At 73.4% G+C, this 13,794-nt stretch carries 16 protein-coding genes; 7 read left to right on the top strand and 9 right to left on the bottom strand.

All coding sequences use genetic code 11. The annotated features are described in order from the left end of the window. The 9 genes from BKI49_RS13200 to BKI49_RS35045 all read right to left on the bottom strand — a co-directional run bounded on the left by BKI49_RS13200 (window position 1) and on the right by BKI49_RS35045 (window position 10,120). Entirely contained in the window at window positions 1-1,116 is a 1,116-nt protein-coding gene (locus BKI49_RS13200; RefSeq protein ID WP_373557545.1) for a GNAT family N-acetyltransferase, read from the bottom strand. A gap of 8 nt (window positions 1,117-1,124) precedes the next feature. After that, a complete protein-coding gene (locus BKI49_RS13195; protein ID WP_095934427.1) occupies window positions 1,125-1,778 on the bottom strand; it encodes a YveK family protein in 654 nt (217 codons plus the stop codon). Window positions 1,779-1,795: 17 nt separating this feature from the next. After that, a complete protein-coding gene (locus BKI49_RS13190) occupies window positions 1,796-2,908 on the bottom strand; it encodes a glycosyltransferase (protein WP_095934426.1) in 1,113 nt (370 codons plus the stop codon). Beyond that, a complete protein-coding gene (locus tag BKI49_RS13185) occupies window positions 2,905-3,669 on the bottom strand; it encodes a polysaccharide deacetylase family protein (protein ID WP_179332428.1) in 765 nt (254 codons plus the stop codon). Before BKI49_RS13185 ends, BKI49_RS13190 begins: the two co-directional genes overlap by 4 nt. After that, on the bottom strand, window positions 3,653-5,347 hold the full coding sequence (murJ, locus tag BKI49_RS13180) for a murein biosynthesis integral membrane protein MurJ (RefSeq protein WP_218835035.1): 1,695 nt from the start codon (window positions 5,345-5,347) through the stop codon (window positions 3,653-3,655). Before murJ ends, BKI49_RS13185 begins: the two co-directional genes overlap by 17 nt. A gap of 500 nt (window positions 5,348-5,847) precedes the next feature. Next, window positions 5,848-7,248: an O-antigen ligase family protein gene (locus BKI49_RS13175; RefSeq protein WP_095934423.1), complete on the bottom strand. Its 1,401-nt coding sequence runs from the start codon at window positions 7,246-7,248 to the stop codon at window positions 5,848-5,850. A gap of 5 nt (window positions 7,249-7,253) precedes the next feature. Then, the gene (locus BKI49_RS13170) at window positions 7,254-8,690 is read right to left on the bottom strand and encodes an exopolysaccharide biosynthesis polyprenyl glycosylphosphotransferase (protein ID WP_095934422.1); all 1,437 of its coding nucleotides are present in this window, start codon (window positions 8,688-8,690) and stop codon (window positions 7,254-7,256) included. After that, on the bottom strand, window positions 8,687-9,892 hold the full coding sequence (locus BKI49_RS13165) for a glycosyltransferase (protein WP_095934421.1): 1,206 nt from the start codon (window positions 9,890-9,892) through the stop codon (window positions 8,687-8,689). Before BKI49_RS13165 ends, BKI49_RS13170 begins: the two co-directional genes overlap by 4 nt. 42 nt (window positions 9,893-9,934) lie before the next feature. After that, a complete protein-coding gene (locus BKI49_RS35045) occupies window positions 9,935-10,120 on the bottom strand; it encodes a hypothetical protein (RefSeq protein ID WP_143658441.1) in 186 nt (61 codons plus the stop codon). Between the two features lie 328 nt (window positions 10,121-10,448). Between BKI49_RS35045 and BKI49_RS13160 the strand changes: the two genes are divergently transcribed. From BKI49_RS13160 to BKI49_RS13135, 7 genes are all read left to right on the top strand, one after another. Next, complete coding sequence (locus BKI49_RS13160; RefSeq protein ID WP_095934480.1) at window positions 10,449-10,688, top strand: chaplin; 240 nt, start codon at window positions 10,449-10,451, stop codon at window positions 10,686-10,688. A gap of 223 nt (window positions 10,689-10,911) precedes the next feature. Continuing rightward, on the top strand, window positions 10,912-11,199 hold the full coding sequence (locus BKI49_RS36160) for a hypothetical protein (RefSeq protein WP_306453553.1): 288 nt from the start codon (window positions 10,912-10,914) through the stop codon (window positions 11,197-11,199). Further along, window positions 11,196-11,594, top strand: coding sequence for a hypothetical protein (locus tag BKI49_RS36155; RefSeq protein ID WP_306453552.1), 399 nt, complete (start codon window positions 11,196-11,198; stop codon window positions 11,592-11,594). Before BKI49_RS36160 ends, BKI49_RS36155 begins: the two co-directional genes overlap by 4 nt. A gap of 222 nt (window positions 11,595-11,816) precedes the next feature. Continuing rightward, entirely contained in the window at window positions 11,817-12,119 is a 303-nt protein-coding gene (locus tag BKI49_RS13150) for a hypothetical protein (protein WP_095934420.1), read from the top strand. 86 nt (window positions 12,120-12,205) lie between these two features. Further along, the gene (locus tag BKI49_RS13145) at window positions 12,206-12,445 is read left to right on the top strand and encodes a chaplin (RefSeq protein ID WP_095934479.1); all 240 of its coding nucleotides are present in this window, start codon (window positions 12,206-12,208) and stop codon (window positions 12,443-12,445) included. A 191-nt stretch (window positions 12,446-12,636) separates the two neighbouring features. Continuing rightward, window positions 12,637-13,134: a DUF5949 family protein gene (locus BKI49_RS13140; RefSeq protein ID WP_095934419.1), complete on the top strand. Its 498-nt coding sequence runs from the start codon at window positions 12,637-12,639 to the stop codon at window positions 13,132-13,134. Further along, window positions 13,134-13,763 carry a vitamin K epoxide reductase family protein gene (locus BKI49_RS13135; RefSeq protein ID WP_095934418.1) on the top strand — a complete coding sequence of 210 codons (630 nt, stop codon included), beginning with the start codon at window positions 13,134-13,136 and terminating at the stop codon, window positions 13,761-13,763. The genes BKI49_RS13140 and BKI49_RS13135 overlap by 1 nt, the downstream gene beginning before the upstream one ends. Window positions 13,764-13,794 lie beyond the last annotated feature (31 nt).

Here is a 13,794-nt window from a genome sequence, read left to right as displayed (position 1 = left end):
TCACGGCCTGCCGCCGTCCTGCTCCTGCCGGCCCCGCATCAGCTCTCTGCCCCGGTTGCGCGCGGCGACGTCGCAGACCACCGCCGACATCAGCGGCGCGGTGCGGTGCCGGGCGAGCAGCAGACGCTGGTTGACGACGGTCTCCGGGCGCCAGTGGTGCTTGTACGGTTCGTCGCCGCGCAGCAGGCTCAGCGTTCCGCGCCCGCTCCCCTCGGTGTGCCGGGTGCAGGCGCTGAGCAGCATCACGGCCACGTCCGCCTTGCGTTCGCGCAGCCGGGGGTGCGCGCCGTACAGATAGCCGCCGGCGAGGCACCGGGACAGCAGGGTGAGGTCCACGGCCACCACCGAGTCGTCGAGCCGGAACTCGGTGACCACCGCGTCCCCGGAGCGCACCATCGGGACCATCGACCGGACCAGATGCTCGCAGAACCGCTCCTGGACGTGCTCGGCGGTCATCGGCCGGCCCTCCCACTGGAGCCGGTGCAGTTCGAGGAGCCGGTGCAGCGCCGCACCCACCCCGTCGGGGCCCACGACGTGCTGCTCCACGCCCAGCGCGGTCAGCTTGCGCAGCTTGGCGCGGACGCGCTGGGCCTTCGAGGAGGGCAGCCGGCCCGCCAGTTCGTCCATCGACGTGGCGGGCAGTTCCAGGCACACGGAGTCCCGCACCCGGCGGCGCGGCCCGCGCCAGCGCTCGTAGATCCGCTCCGCCGCGCCGCCGGGGCGGACCTCGCGGAAGTCGATCAGGGCGCTGCGGGCGGCCACGGACAGCCCCTCGGTGAGCGTGGCCGCCGCCCGGTCCGCGTACTCGTCGTCGAGCAGCACGTCCCCGTAGTCGGTGATCGGCCCACCGAGCGGCACGAGGGCGGGCAGCGGTCTGCGCTGCCGCATCAGGGGCGCGACGGCGCGGAGTTCACCCCCGTCGCGGACCACCATCAGGCGCAGCTGTCCCGGCATGCCGTACGAGAGCCACCAGGAGTGCAGCCAGGCGTGGTTCTGGAACGGTGTGGCGGCCCCGCAGCGGCGGTACAGCCGCCCCCAAGCCGGCTCCAGCGCGGCGAACTCCCGCTCGTCGGTCACGAGTTCAGTTCTCGACGAGCCTCGTACCGCGGCCTGCAGTGTGCCGCTCACAACTGGCCGTGCACTTCGACGGCGGGCGCCGGGCTCGGCACGGACGCCGGGCGGGCGGCCTCCGCACCGCGCCGCGGGCGGACGAGCAGCACAAGGCCGCCGAGCAGCCCGCCCGCGCTGGCCCCCACCAGCCCCGTCACCGTCGGCGACGGCGAGGAGGCATGGGTGGGACGCACCGCGCGGGAGAACGAGACCAGTTCGACATGGGTGCTGCTCCGGTTGTCGTTCGCGTGCCGGGTCAGCGAGCGGGCGACGGCGTTGGCCATGTCGGCGGCGACGTCCGGGCGCCCGGAGGTGGCCGACACGGAGACCATCGGGGCGTCGGGCGAGGTCGCCGTCCGCACGTCCGACTGGAGCGTGCGCACCGGCACGCCCGCCCACACCTGGGCGTCCCCGAGCACCGCGAGCTGGGTGGCGACCCGGCCGTACGCCTGGGCGAAGCCGAGCGCGGCCGCCGGGTCGCCCTTGTCGGTCGGCACGGCGATGACGTAGCTCGTGGCGGTGTACGTCGGAGGCTTCACCATCCCGTAGGCGCCGCCCAGCGCGCCGCCGAGCACCGTGCCGGCGGCGAGCAGCGACCAGGAGGGCAGGGCCCTCGCGCGGGTGAAGGCCCTGCCTGTCGGACGATGGCCTCTGGTGTTTTCGGACATGAGGAACTCACTCCCAGTCAGGTGCACGAGACGGCGGCCGCGTACACGTCCATGAGCTGCGCGGCGCTGCGGGTGATGGAGTAGTGGTGGGCGGCGTCCGGCGCCGAGCGTGCGGCGGGGCCCCGCGCGCGGAGCCGGGTCAGTCCGCCGACGAAGGACGCCGTGTCGCCCTGGACCCGCACGGCCCCGCCCACGGCGTCCGGCGGCAGGTCCTCGACGGCCGGGCAGGAGACGTACAGCACGGGAAGTCCGGCTGCCAGCGCCTCCACGACGGCGAGGCCGAACGCCTCCTCCGCACTGGGCGAGGCGAGGACGTCCATGGCCGCCATCAGCGACGGAAGATCGGCTCCGGGGCAGTCACCGGTGGGGCGCTCACCGGTGAACAGCACCCGGTCCGCCACCCCGGCCCGCTGCGCCGCCCGCCGCAGCGTGCTCTCCCCGGCGCCACCGCCCACCAGCAACAGCCAGTGGTTGTGCGGCAGTTCGGCGAGTGCGCGGATCAGCACGTCGAACCGCTTGCTCGCGGTGAGCCGGCCCACCCCGCCGACGACGTACGCGCCCTCCGGCAGGCCCAGCCGGCGACGGGTGAGGTCGCGCAGCTCCGGGTCGAACCGGAACCGGGCCACGTCGATGCCGTTCGGCACGATCTCGATGCGCGGCCCCGGTACGCCCCAGCGCCGCAGCCGGGCGGCGACGGTCGGGGAGACGGCGACGGTCGACCGGCCCAGCCGCTCGCTGGCCAGGTACAGCGCGCGTACGCCGGCACTGAGCCGGCGCCCCTCCATCTGCGAGTCGCCGAGCGAGTGTTCGGTCGCGACGACCGCCTTCACCCCGGCCAGCCGCGCGGCGAGCCGCCCGTACACGCAGGCCCGGTACAGGTGCGTGTGCACGAGGTCGTAGTCGCCCGCGCGGATCACCCGCACCAGGCGGGGCAGCGCGGTCAGGTCGCGGTTGCCGGACATGCCGAGGTGGATGACGCGTACGCCGTCGTCGGCGAGGCCGTCCGCGACCGCGCCCGGGTTGGTGAGCGTCACCACGTCGCAGTCGACCGGCAGATGGCCGAGCAGCAGGCGCAGTTGCTGCTCGGCCCCGCCGACACCGAGACCGGTGATGATGTGCAGGGCCTTCACCGGAGCCCCGCGACCGGGCGCCGGCGCAGACGGTGCAGCTTGTACTTGAGCAGGAGGCGCACGGCGTTGTCGTTCTCGCCGATGTGGAGGCGGGGCAGGGCGTGCCGTCCGGTGAGCGGGCCGGGGTCGATCGCGCAGGCGTACCCGTATCCGGCCGCGCGGACCGCGTCGACCACCCGACCGTCGACGGTCCCGTACGGGTAGCAGAAGCCGTCGACGGGGGCGCCGATCAACTCCGAGAGCATCGCCCTGCTTTCGGCCACCTCCGCGTGCAGCAGGGCGTCGTCCGCCCGGGTCAGGTCGACATGGGTGAGCCCGTGCGAACCGACCTCGATGCCCCCGGACGCGGCGGCCAGCCGGATGCCCTGCTTGTCCAGGAGCGGTTTGCGGGGGCCCAGCGGGTCCCACGCGTTGTCGCCGCCCAGCCGGCCCGGCAGCACGAACAGGGTCGCGCCGCAGTCGTGGTGCCGCAGCAGCGGGAGCGCGGTCTCGACGAAGTCGGCGTACCCGTCGTCGAAGGTGAGGCCCACCAGTCCGTGCGCGACGCCACGCGCGTGGGCGGCCAGGAGGTCGGCCATGCTCACGCCGCGCAGACCGCGGCGGCGCAGCCAGCCCAGCTGCCGGTCGAGCCGGTCCGGCGAGACCGTGATGCGGTACGGGTCGTCCGAACAGTCGCCCACGGAGTGGTACATCGCGACCCAGGGCGGCGTCTCGGGGGAGTGCGTACCGGTACGTCTGATGCTGTCAGCGGAAACGGACATGCGGGAGCCTCCGTGTGACGGAACGGAATGCGGGTGCGCAGGCCTGGACCTTGAAGGCCCAGGCCAGCAGGGCGAAGACGACGGTCACGACCGTGCCGCCGACCACGAGACCGAGCACGGGGGAGCGGGTGCCGCTCGCGGCGACCGCCCCCGCCACGGCGGCGACGGCCGCCGCCCGTACGGGTTTGCCGAGCTCCGACACCACACGACGGGTCCGGATCGGCACACTGCGCGGGCCCATGCCGCACAGCAGGAGCACGGCGCTGACCGTGATGCCGAGGGCGTTGGCGGCCGCGATCCCGTGCACCCCCCAGACGCCGACGGTCAGCGCGCCGGCCCAGGACGTCACGACGAGCCCGACCGTCATCGCGATCAGCGGGTACCAGGTCGGCCGTCCCGCCGAGAAGAACGAACGGACCAGCGCGCCGACCAGGGTGTGGCCGAGCAGTCCCAGGGTGTACACGCGCATGACCGACGCGGTGGCCGCCGTGTCCCGAGCGGTGAACGCCCCGCGCTGGAAGAGCAGTTCGATGATCTGCGGGGCGCACGCGACGACCGCCGCGGCGCCGAGCAGCACCGTGCAGGAGACGAGCGCCAGGTCGCGTTCCACCCGTGCCCTGGCCTGCTCCGTGTCGCCCTCCGCCTGCGCCCGCGCGACCACCGGAAAGGTGACCGTGCAGAGCATCAGGGCGAGCACCATCGGCATCTGGGCCACTTTCTGGGCGTAGTTCAGATGCGAGATGGCGCCGGCGGGCAGCGAGGACGCGAGGAAACGCTCGACGAGGACCTGGCACTGCCGGCACAGGGCGAACAGCAGGACCGTCGTGATCAGCGTCAGATCCACCGGCCGGGCCTGCGCGCCGTCGCCCGAGTCGACGGCCAGTGCCATGGCGGCGAGGTCGTCGCCGGGCGCCTTCCCGGCCCTGAGCTGCCGCCACAGCGACGGCAGTTGCGCCCCCACCATCAGTGCGCCGCCGAGTGCCACACCGAGGGCCGCGGAGCGCACGCCCCAGTGGCCGCCGAGCACGAGCATCGTGGTGATGATCGCCGCGTTGTACGCCACGTAGATGGCCGCCGGCGCGACGAACCGCTGGTGTGCCCGCAGCACCGCGCTGCAGTACCCGGCGAGCCCGAAGCTCAGCACCCCGGTCGCCGTCAACCGTGTGCAGTCCACGGCCAGTCCGGGATCCGGCAGGCCGGGCGCCAGCGCCTCGACGAAATACGGCGCCCCGACGACCAGCACCCCGGACGCGGCCATGAAGGCCAGTGACAACCGCGGCAGGGTGGCGCCGACCAGGGCGCGGACCGGGTCGCCGACCGTCCCCCGCGCGCGGCGCGCGACGGCCACGCTGAACGCCGGTACGAGCACGAAGGCCAGACCGTCCTCGATCAGCAGCGTCGCCGCGAACTCCGGCACCGTCCAGGCCACCAGGAACGCGTCCGTCTCCGAACCGGCCCCGAACAGGCGTGCCAGCGCCTGGTCGCGGCCGAGGCCCAGCAGCGCCCCGGCGATGGAGAGGGCGATCGTGACGAGTGCGGCCTTGGCGAGGAAACGTCCGGCGGCCGTCTCCTGGGGTTCGGCGGGGGCAGGCGGAGAGGCTCTGCGGGCCGCGGGCAGCACGACGGGGGGCCGGGTGCGCGGGGGACTCACGGTGCGGACCGGGACCGAGGTGCGCACCGGGCCGGCGTCGGCACGTCCGGCACCCACGCCGCCCGCCGCGTCCCCACTCTGCGCCGCGCCGACCCGCGCGGCCTCGGCCGTGCCGGCCCGGTCGGCCTGCGCCGTGCCGGCCCGGTCGGCCGCCGTCGCGCCGACTGCGCCGACCCGGCCCGCCTCCGCGGCGCCCGGCGCGCCGACCTGGTTCGCCTCCGCCGCGCTCGGCGCTGCGCCCCGGTCTGCGTCAGCCGGGCTTGCGGTGTCGGCCGCCGAGCGGGTTGCGATGCCGGCCGCTTCCGCCGGGTCCGGGGCGCCCGCCGGGTCCGGCACCCCCGTCGCCCCGTCGGTGCCGGCCCCGGTCTCGGCTGCCGTCCGTACCCCGGCGACCGGCGCGGTGCCGTGCGCCGGGTCCGCAGGGAGCTCGCTGCGCGGTCCGGCCGTACGCTCGCCGTCGGCGCAGGGGACGGGCGTGGAGCCGGGCTCCGGGTGCTCCTCCGTGCCCGTACCGGGCGGATCCACCGTCATCGTGCCGTCGCTCCTTCCGCCGGGGCGGGCGTCGCGGCGGACGCGTCCACCGGTGCTGTCGTGGACGTGGGATCCAGCAGCGCCCACCAGGCCGCCAGCCCGAGCACGAGGCCCGTCAGCACGGTCGAGGGCCCGCCGATGTCCGCGTACACGAAGTCGGTCAGCTGCCAGACGAGCAGCCCGCAGGCGACGAGCGCGCAGTCGAGGCCGGACGGGGTGCGCCGTACCCGGACGAGTCCGCGCAGCGCGCACACCAGGAGCGCGAGCCAGCTGCCCGCGAGGGCGAGCAGTCCGATCAGCCCCTGTTCACCGAGCACCAGCAGATACATGTTGTGCGGGGAGAGCAGCGGCTGGCGGTGGTACGCCTCGCCGGCGCCGCCGACCTCGCTGCCGGAGGACAGGGCGAGGGAGGCGTGGCTGTCGCGGTGGTCGGGGAAGCCCTTCAGACCGACCCCGGTCAGCGGGCGTTGGCGCCACATGTCCACGGCCGCCACCCACATCGTGTACCGGTCGACGACCGACTGGTCCGGCGCGTCGGCGACCTGGGTGATGCTGTTGATCCGTTCCTGGAGCATCGCGGTGCCGACGCCGAACCCGCCCACCAGGATCACCGCGGCGGCGGCCACGGCGGCGCCCGCCTTCACCGCGCGCCGCGCCCCGGCGAGCGCCAGCTGCGTTCCGCAGGTCACGGCGGTGGCGATCCACGCGCCCCGGCTGAACGAGAGCGCGAGCGGCAGCAACAACGCCACGGCGCACACCACGGCTGCGGACCGCCCCCATGGCCTGGGCCCGCCCTGCCCACCGGGTGCCGTGGACGGCCCGAGCGCCAGCGCCACCGCGCACACCAGTCCGAAGGAGACCACGGTCGCCATGCCCATCACGTCCGTGGGCCCGAAGGTGCCCACCGCCCGGATGTCCTCACCCATGTACGTGGCCCCGGTCCCGGTGGCGTACTGGTGCACCCCGACCGCCCCCTGCCACAGGGCCAGGGCGATGAACGACCAGGCCAGCAGCCGGAAGTCGGCGCGGTCGCGCACCGACAGCAGGACGGCCGCCGGGACGAGCACGAAGATCTGCAGATAGCGCCCGAGCCCCGCGAGGCCCGTCCCCGGGCTCACGGCATCGGCCGCGGCGACGGCGATGCCGACCACGGGCAGCCCGACGATCAGGGCGGCCGTGCCGGACAGGGGGCGCAGGCGGCCGCGCAGGAGCCGTACGGCGCAGCACACCACGAGCAGGCCCGACATGACGTCCGCGGGCGTGGCGCCGCCCTCCGTGCCGGGGGCGTGCGGCAGCCCGAGCAGGGCGATCACCGCGATGGCGGGCAGGACGGGCAGCGCGCGCCGGACGGCGGACACGCACGTGTCCAGCGGCGTGAGGGGCAGGGCGTGGCTCAAGGGGCTCAGCTCCCCGTCGGGCGTACGAGCGCGGCGGCGGTGCGCAGCAGGATGCAGACGTCCTGCCACAGCGACCAGTTGTCGATGTAGGCGTTGTCGAAGCGGCAGCGGTCCTCGATGGAGGTGTCGCCGCGCAGCCCATGGATCTGGGCGAGCCCGGTCATGCCGGTCGGCATGCGGTGCCGGGCCGCGTAGCCGGGGTAGGTCTGGCTGAACTTCGCGACGAAGTAGGGCCGTTCGGGCCGGGGCCCGACCAGGCTCATGTCGCCCCGGAAGACGTTCCACAGCTGGAGCAGCTCGTCGAGCGAGGTACGCCGGAGGAACTGGCAGAAGCCGCTCATCTCCTGTTCGTTCGCGACGCTCCAGCGGGTCGCGGCCTCGTGCGCGTCGGCCGGCCGGTGGGTGCGGAACTTCAGCAGCGTGAAGGGCCGCCCGTCCTTGCCGATGCGCTCCTGGCGGAAGACCACGCCGCGGCCCTCGCGCAGCCGCAGCGCCGTCGCGCACGTCAGCAGCAGCGGACTGACGAGCAGCAGCAGCGTCCCGGACACGGCGACGTCGAGGGCCCGTTTGCCGACGCCGCCGCGTCGCCGCCCCATGGACAGCCGGCGACAGGGGAACCCGGCGAGCGTGTGCCGGCCGGCCCTGTCGTACGCGGGCGAGTCCGCGTCGACCTCCCACAGGGCGCACCCCGCTTCGGCCAACGCTCGAAGCAGCGGCTCGCGTTCGCCGCGGGGCTCGACGACGAGCACGGCCCGTACGCCGTTCTGGATGAGCGCCCGCTGCACCTCCTCGCCGGTGGTGAGGACCGGCAGCCCCACGCCTCCCGCCGCGCGGTCGGAGACGACGCCCACCGGCCGCAGACCGCAGCGCGGATGGCGCAGGAAGGCGGCGGCCACCCGCTGGGCCGTCGCGGCGGGCCCGACGACCAGGGCCGCGCCGGGGCGCAGGAGGAGCGTCCTGCGACGCCGCCGGTGCACGGTGGCGCGGCCCGCACAACTCGTCGCCCACTGGAGGGCGCAGCCCGCCGCCAGGGTGGGGGCGGACAGCGCGGCGGCCGGGGCGAGCGCCGCGACCACGGCGGCCAGCGCGCACCACAGGACCGTGATCCGCACGCACAGGGCGGGCAGTTCGTCGAGGACGGCGGGTACCGGCTCGGGCCGGTACAGCGACGACCGCGCGTTGACGGCGACCATGCCGAGCAGCAGCGCGGCGAGGAGCAGCGGCCGGCGCTGGATCTGCGGGAGCGCGAGGCCAGTGAGCAGAGCCGCGGCGGCGTCCGCGGTGAACAGCGGCAGCCACGTGGCCCGTCGGCCCGACGGCCGCCGCCCGGCAGGGAATCTGAAGCCGCCGTCCGCGCTGCGGGCGGGGATGACCGAGACGGCCGGGAATCCGTGCTCCCGGGGCTGGGCGCCGGGGGAGGGAACGGTGCTTTCCGCAGTCACGTGTGGATGGACTCCCTGCACTCGGTGTGGTCCTCGCACGTGACGCGCCCGGCGTGCGGTGTCCGTCGGCCGGTCAGCAGTTCGCGGTAGACCTCCGCGATCGCGTCGGTCATGTGGCGCACGTCGTGCGTGGTCAGTACGTGGTCGCGTCCCTCGCGGCCGAGCGAGTCGCGCAGGAGCGGGTCGCGCAGCAGGGCGCTGATCGCCTCGGCGAGCGGTCCGGGCGCCTGCGGCGGCACCAGACAGCGCGGGACGAGCGCCGGCGGCAGACTCTCGCGGGCGCCGTCCACGTCCGTCACGAGGACGGGGCGCCCGCAGGCCATGGCCTCCAGCGGAACGAGCGCCATGCCCTCCCAGCGGGACGGCAGGACCACCAGATCCGCGGCCGAATACCAGGGCAAGGTGTCGTCGGCGGCCCCGGCGAAGAGCACGCCGTCGGGTGCCGCGGCCCGCAGCGCCGCCGCGTCCGGCCCGTCGCCGACCAGGACGAGCCGGGCGCCGGGGATCTCCCGCAGCACCGAACTCCAGGCCGCGAGCAGGACGTCCTGCCCCTTCTGTCGGCACAGCCGCCCCACGCACACCACCAGAGGAGCCGCCGGATCCACGCCGGCCCCGGCGAGCAGCGGAAGCCCGGCCCGTGCGGAGCGGGCGTCGGCCGGACGGAAGCGTGCCGTGTCGACGCCGTTGGGGATCACGTGCCACTGGGCGTGCACTCCGGCGCGCACGCCGATCCTGCGCTCCGCCTCGCTCACGCACACCACTCGCGACGCCCAATGCGCCCCCCAGCGCTCCCAGATCACCGCCAACCGGGCGGCGGTCCCGCCGACGGCCTCGAACGACCAGGCGTGCGGCTGGAACACGGTGGGCACCCGCCCGCGCACGGCCAGCCGCACGGCCAGCCCCGCCTTGGCGCTGTGTGCGTGCACCACGTCGGGCCGCGCCTCCGCGAGTAGGCGACCGAGCCGGTGCACCTCCTGCGGCAACCGCGGCCCCGGCGCACGCGTCGCCTGCCAGTGCCGTACGTCGGCGCCGAGCGTCCGCAGCGAGCGGGCCAGGGGGCTGTCGTCCGGGCAGGCGACCGTGACATGCGCACCCGCGGACAGTTGGGCCCGCGCCAGGTCCGTGACGACCCGGGGTACCCCGCCGTCGACGGGCTGGGTGACGTGAAGGACCCGCGACGGAGGGTCGGTTGACAGTTGCATGCGCGGTTCCTTGCTCACGGGCGGCGCGCGAAGGCGCGCGCGTCACTGCTTCGCGTCGACGGCGCCGAACTGTGCGCCGATCCAGGCCGCGTCCCGCTGCGAAACGATCCGGGAGGCCAACTGGTCACCCCCGCACCGGATCGCGGTGCCGGCCGGTGCCCGGAGCGCCGCGCGGGCCGAGCGGCCCACCGGCGTGTCGCGCGGCGGAAGACCCGGGGGACGACGCATGACCGGCGATGCCCTTTCGGGGAGAAAAGGTTCTGGATCAGCGGACGGTCGGAATCTGTACATCACATGAATTCGTGTCGACTCCCCGTCCTTCGGAGGCCTGTTGACGTCTGGCCGACGTCCGGTTCCGAGCGGCGCCAGGAGGAGCCCGACTCTAGCCCTCTATCCGCATTTGTCGCTGAAACCATTGAAGTGTGTCGGAATGGTGAAGCTGAGCGTTTTGCGGCATCACTCGTCCGGGGCACAACCCGCGCGTGGCTCACGCGTTGACTTTCTGTGCCGGGCATCCCGCCCGGATGTTGTGTCGATCTCCAAGGAGCACTTCTCCATGTCGCGTATCGCGAAGGGCCTGGCCCTGACCTCCGTTGCCGCCGCCGCTGTGGCCGGTGCCGCCGGTATCGCCGCCGCCGACAGCGGGGCGAACGGCGCGGCCGTCCAGTCCCCCGGCGTCCTGTCGGGCAACGTCGTGGAGGTCCCCGTGCACGTGCCGGTCAACGCCTGTGGCAACACGGTCGACGTCATCGGCCTGCTGAACCCGTCGTTCGGCGACCGCTGCGCCAACGACTGACGTCCACGCGGACCCTTCCGGCCGTCCTCCGAATCGGAGGACGGCCGGTTCGCGTTGCCCCGAATGGGGGGAATGTCGTGCGATCCCCCGCATGGCTCCTCACCAGGGATGATGCAGGTGTTATGGACGCGAGGGCGCTACGCGGAGCGGTCGCTCGGTTGCGCACGGCGACAACCGCTTTCACGGTGATTCCAGGTTCGATCAAACATCGAAGGGAACATCGATGCGTGCTCTGCCCGCACGACGCATCGCCTCCACCGCTCTCAGCGCCACGCTTCTGCTCGGGATCGCCGCTCCGGCCGCCATCGCTGCCGACGGCGACTCGTCGCGTGGCAACAGCCACGCGGCGGCGGCACCCGCCCCCGGCGCGGACGCGCTTCTCGCGCAGGTCCAGTCCCTGGCCGACATAGGTGGCGTACCGGGCCCGGTGACCGACCTGCTGAACGCCGTCCTCAAGGCGGACAACGGCCGGCTCACCCTGACCGGGCGACGAAGCTCGGCCAGGCCGTGAAGGACGCCATCGCCAAGGCCGCCGCAGCCGCCCCGGCGACCCCGCCGGTCGCGCTGCCCGACACCACGACGCCGACCACCACCACACTGCCCTCGGTGACGAAGAGCACCGAGGCCAAGGACGGCAAGGCGCCGGCCGCGAAGGCGCCGACGGACCTCAAGGGCGACGCCCTCGCCGCGCTCCAGGCGGCGGTCGACGCGCTGCTCAAGGCGGCCACCTCGGGCGATGCCGCCCAGGTCGCGCCGGCGGTCACCGCCGTGGTCACCGGCCTCGTCGACTTCGTCGCCGCCACGGTGCTCGGCGGCGGGCTCCCCGCGCCCGACCTGCCGGGTCTGCCCTCGCTGTCCAGCGCGACGAGCACGCTGCCGACGGGCGGTGTCCTGCCCACCTTCTGAGCCCGGGGAGCGGTGTCTGAGGCGAAGCAGTCGCCACCCTGCCGTCGTGCCGACCGTCTCCGGTCGGCATGACGGCTGTTTTGTATGAGAATGCGACACGCCGTTCGTTCGGGTGGGGTGCAGGAATTTTCTGCATGCGGGGTTTCCGGCGGGAGCGGGGCTCGTTAGCCGGGCGAAGAGGAATTCCCTCTGGTGACCTGAGTTGCCGATGAAAGGAACCCGATGAAGTCCCTGAAGGCCGCCGCTGTCGTTGCCGGGTCCGTGGTCGTCGCTGGTGCCGCCGCACCCGCCTTTGCCGCCGATGCCTCCAACCTCACGCCCAGCAGCCTCAACGGCGCCCTGGAGACCGTCACCAGTCAGCGCACGCTCAACGCCGAGGACCTGATGCCCCTCCAGCACCGGTCGAACGCGCTCGACACCGAGAACAAGGGCTCGCTGCTCAACTCCGTGGACGGCGTCACGGAGGCGGTCAACTCCTCCGGCACCCCCGCGAAGCTCCTCGGCGGACTTCCCCTCCAGAGCTGATCGGTTCATTTCATCGCGTGTCTTTCCGGGGGGCCTGCGGCGATTTCCCTAGGATTTGGGGCAAATCTCCCAGGAAAGGGTTGATGATGAACACTGCCAAGAAGGTCGCTCTCATTCTTGCCGCCGCCGGAATGGCCATGGGTGTCGCTGCCGGCAGCGCCGTCGCCGACACCGGTGCCGAGGGCCTCGCGGCCAACTCCCCCGGCCTGCTCTCCGGCAACGTGATCCAGGTTCCCGTGCACGTCCCGGTGAACGCCTGCGGCGACTCCGTCAGCGTCATCGGTCTGCTGAACCCGGCGCACGCCAACGCCTGCGCCAACGACTGACGTCGTACGCGACACGAAAAGGGCCGATTCCGCGGAATCGCGGAGTCGGCCCTTTCGCGCCGTAAACGCGGGACCGGCCCTTCCGTGCTGTTCGAGAAGCGTCCCTCATTCGTGTGGTCGACCCTCCGGACGTCCCCCGGGCGGGTGATGAACCGGCCGGACCCGTTCGGGTGCGTCGATAAGGTTCCGCGGTGACTTCAACCCCAAGTGAAACGCGCCCTTTCCGGGCCGCCGACCTCGGCACGCTCGCCGTCATGGCCTTCAGCGGTGAAGCCCCCGACGGCGACATGCCCTATCTCCTCGCCTACTCCCTGGGCGACGGCGCGGGCGGCCCCGAGGCCTCCGCGACGGCCGTCGAGCAACTGCTCACCAGCAACGGCCTGCCCGTCGGCGAGACCCTCCTCGACGCCTCGCGCAAGCCGAGCCTGCCGCTCACCCTCCTCGTCGAGGCCGGTCAGGCCGTCGTCACGATGCCGCACCTCAACGCCCAGTGCGTCGCGCCGCCGGAGTGGCTCGCCGCCGTGGCCGAACGCGGTTACGCCTACTTCCTGTTCGCCACCCGCGCCTGGCCCGAGGCGCAGCCCGGCAAGCCCGTCGCGCCGGAGAGCCTGACGGCCTTCGCGGGCGACGAGGAGACCCTGCTCAGCGCCGCGCATGTGCTCCTGCCCGCGCGCACCCTGCGCGGCTGATGGCGTCCACCACGGGGCGGGGGACACACGGCGAGCACGGCGCGTCCGTACGGACCGCGGGCAGCAGTCGCGCGTTCGCCCTGATGCTGGTGATCACCGGGGCCGCCGGGCTGCTCGCCGCGTGGGTCATCACGATCGACAAGTTCAAACTGCTGGAGAACCCGGACTTCGTGCCCGGGTGCAGCCTGAACCCGGTCGTCTCCTGCGGCAACATCATGAAGAGCGACCAGGCCTCCGCCTTCGGGTTCCCCAACCCGATGCTGGGACTGGTGACGTACGGCATCGTCATCTGCGTCGGCATGAGCCTGCTCGCCCGCGCCGCTTTCCCGCGCTGGTACTGGCTCACCTTCAATGCCGGCACACTCTTCGGCGTCGGATTCTGCACCTGGCTGCAGTTCCAGTCGCTGTACCGCATCAGCGCGCTCTGCCTCTGGTGCTGTCTCGCCTGGGCCGCCACGATCATCATGTTCTGGTACGTGACGTCATTCAACGTACGAAATGAATTCCTGCCCGCGCCCGCCTGGCTCCGGCAATTCCTCGGGGAGTTCACCTGGGTCCTGCCGCTGCTGCACATCGGCATCATCGGCATGCTGATCCTGACCCGTTGGTGGGATTTCTGGACGAGCTGACTATTGCGTCCGTCGGGGGAATCTTGCACTG

The sequence above is a fragment of the Streptomyces sp. Tue6028 genome, assembly GCF_002300165.1.
In the GTDB taxonomy this organism is placed as follows: Bacteria; Actinomycetota; Actinomycetes; order Streptomycetales; family Streptomycetaceae; genus Streptomyces; species Streptomyces siamensis.
Note: the sequence above shows the minus strand (reverse complement) of the source record. Positions and strands in the feature narration are given on the sequence as shown.

Bases quoted from the DNA above. Each gene is read 5' to 3' on its own strand.
- BKI49_RS13195 (WP_095934427.1), bottom strand. From the start codon at position 1,778: ATGTCCGAAAACACCAGAGGCCATCGTCCGACAGGCAGGGCCTTCACC.
- BKI49_RS13185 (WP_179332428.1), bottom strand. From the start codon at position 3,669: ATGTCCGTTTCCGCTGACAGCATCAGACGTACCGGTACGCACTCCCCC.
- BKI49_RS13165 (WP_095934421.1), bottom strand. From the start codon at position 9,892: ATGCAACTGTCAACCGACCCTCCGTCGCGGGTCCTTCACGTCACCCAG.
- BKI49_RS35045 (WP_143658441.1), bottom strand. From the start codon at position 10,120: ATGCGTCGTCCCCCGGGTCTTCCGCCGCGCGACACGCCGGTGGGCCGC.
- BKI49_RS13160 (WP_095934480.1), top strand. From the start codon at position 10,449: ATGTCGCGTATCGCGAAGGGCCTGGCCCTGACCTCCGTTGCCGCCGCC.
- BKI49_RS36160 (WP_306453553.1), top strand. From the start codon at position 10,912: ATGCGTGCTCTGCCCGCACGACGCATCGCCTCCACCGCTCTCAGCGCC.
- BKI49_RS13150 (WP_095934420.1), top strand. From the start codon at position 11,817: ATGAAGTCCCTGAAGGCCGCCGCTGTCGTTGCCGGGTCCGTGGTCGTC.
- BKI49_RS13145 (WP_095934479.1), top strand. From the start codon at position 12,206: ATGAACACTGCCAAGAAGGTCGCTCTCATTCTTGCCGCCGCCGGAATG.
- BKI49_RS13135 (WP_095934418.1), top strand. From the start codon at position 13,134: ATGGCGTCCACCACGGGGCGGGGGACACACGGCGAGCACGGCGCGTCC.